The organism is Bacillus sp. JJ783 (assembly GCF_036963225.1).
Classification (GTDB): Bacteria; Bacillota; Bacilli; order Bacillales; family Bacillaceae_G; genus Bacillus_A; species Bacillus_A cereus_U.
On sequence record NZ_JBALMG010000167.1, the window covers coordinates 1 to 2,445 of the forward strand.

Here is a 2,445-nt window from a genome sequence, read left to right on the forward strand (position 1 = left end):
TATAAGCGACTTATAATAAGTCGCTTATACGTAAAAACCTATTTTATTTTGGTCAATACATCTCAATTTACTCACAGGTCTTCCCACATGTTGATACACCATTTCATTCTCTAATACTCCGATTTCAGTCAAAAACATTACATACTTTCGAATAGAAACTCTTGAAACTCCTACTAATTGCGCCATTTCATCTGTTGTAAACGCCTGTCCATTAAGCGACTTGATTTTCTGCCAAATTAGTTGCAACGTTTGCTTCGTTAATCCCTTCGGAAGCTCTTTAGTGACAGCGGGTGCTCTTTTTTCTTTTTGTAAAATTAACGAATCTAATTCCGATTGACTAATTTTTGGTTGTTCTTTCATAAAAGTAAGTTTTTCTCGATATACAGTTAATGCCTCTTTAAATCGTTCAAATGTAAATGGTTTAATTAAATAATCTACTACGCCATATTGTAATGCTTTTTTGATACTTCCCATATCATGTACAGCTGAAATCATCATAATATCGATTTCTTTTTCTTGATTCCGAATATGCATTAAAAGCTCAAACCCGGTCTCTTCAGGCATAAAAATATCAAGTAATATGAAGTCTACTCGTGATTTCTCTAATACTTCTATCGCCTCTTTTACTGATTTAGCTGCATGAACAAGTTCAAATCCTCCCACTTGCTCTAAATAATGCGTATTTAACATCGCAACCATCGGATCATCTTCTACAATCAAAACTTTGATCATCTTATCTCTCATCCCCACTTTTAGGTATTTCAATCGTTATTGTCGTTCCCGTTCCTAACAATGAATGAACATAGATTTCCCCATTTATTCGCTGTATGCTTTCCTTTACAAGATGCAAACCATACCCCCGATTATCACCCTTTGTGGAATAACCTTTTATAAATAATGAATCAATTTCATCTTCTTTTATGCCTTTCCCCGTATCTTGTACTGTAATGATTAATGTATCCCCATATTGTATTCCAACTTCAACCTGCTTCTTCTCACAATTCATCACTGCGTCTAATGCATTATTAATCAAATTTCCGACAATGGTAATCATTTCATGAATGATACGTTCATCATATATTTCTGGTAAGTAAGAATCTTCTTTTATAATTAACTTTATATTTTTCTCTCTAGCATAACTAAGTTTACCTAGTAAAAATCCAGCAAATACTGGGCTTTGAATTTTTTTCATAATCCCCCCAATTTCATATTGATGCTCTGATACCATACTACTTACATATTTCTGCAATTCTTCATACTGTTTCATATGTGTTAACCCTAATACGACATGCATTTTATTCATAAATTCATGAGATTGTGCCCGTAATGCTTCTGCATATAACTTAATACCAGTTAGTTCCTCTGCTAGTTTTCTAATCTCTGTTTTATCACGAAATGTTGCAATCACGCCAACTATTTCTCCTTTTACATATAAAGGAACCCGATTAGTAACAATCGTAACCCCATAAAAATTTAGTTCTTCGTTTAATTGTACCTCGCCTGTTTGCAACACTTCTTTCATACGTGAATTCGGCGTATACAATTCAATATCTTTACCGATAAAATCTTCTGTAAGTCCACCTTTCTTTAATATTCGTTTTGCTTCACTATTAATTAAAGTTATTCTCGCCTCTTTATCTACAGCAATAATACCTTCTTTTACAGATTGTAGCATCGTATTTCTTTCTTCAAGAATTTTCGCTATCCTATGCGGCTCAAGACCAAATAAACTTTTCTTTATATGTCTAGCTAGCAATATCGCTCCTATAATTCCAACTAATATTCCAACACCAACACCGATATAAATAATATGTCTACTTTCTTTCACCCTCTCTTTTATATTATCAGCTGAAATGCCAACAGCGACCGCACCAAGTTGCTCACCTGTGTCAGCCAAAATAGGTACGAATACTCGCATAGAAATCCCTAAAGTACCTTTTGCTAACGAGACGTGTTCCTTTCCCTTCAATACAGGTCCTTCATCGCCTCCAAGAAAATGATGCCCTATTTTTTGAGGGTCTGGATGAGATTTTCGTATTCCATTCATATCCATAACTACAATAAATTGAACATCTGTACTCTTTAATAGCTTATTTGTATATACCTGAATCAAGGAGGTATCTACCTTCCCCGTCAACCCATCAATTACAATAGAATCATTCGCCACAATACGTGCAATCGTTTTTGCCTTCTCTTCTTGGTTATCTTCTGTCGCTCGTTCAACATTATGGCTAATTAAAATGTCTGTTACGAGTAAAGAAACAATTACAACTGTACACACTAATAATGTAATTATTTTCCATAAATTTAATAGTTTTTTCTTTTTTTTCATCTCTTCATTGACTCCCCTAGTTCTTCTACGCTATCTTTCGTAAATAAAAAATAAATAAGCTGTTATTATAAGTCTAACCTTGCTTATTTGATGTTATTATACTTTAAATTTAC

At 33.6% G+C, this 2,445-nt stretch carries 2 protein-coding genes; both read right to left on the reverse strand.

From position 1 onward, the window contains the following. Positions 1-24: 24 nt before the first annotated feature. Complete coding sequence (locus tag V7038_RS26385) at positions 25-732, reverse strand: response regulator (protein ID WP_002107103.1); 708 nt, start codon at positions 730-732, stop codon at positions 25-27. Between the two features lies 1 nt (position 733). Continuing rightward, positions 734-2,332, reverse strand: a complete 1,599-nt coding sequence (locus tag V7038_RS26390; protein ID WP_335695872.1) for a sensor histidine kinase — start codon at positions 2,330-2,332, stop codon at positions 734-736. Between the last annotated feature and the right edge of the window lie 113 nt (positions 2,333-2,445).

Coding starts and splice junctions, on each gene's coding strand:
- V7038_RS26385 (WP_002107103.1), bottom strand. CDS start 732: ATGATCAAAGTTTTGATTGTAGAAGATGATCCGATGGTTGCGATGTTA.
- V7038_RS26390 (WP_335695872.1), bottom strand. CDS start 2,332: ATGAAAAAAAAGAAAAAACTATTAAATTTATGGAAAATAATTACATTA.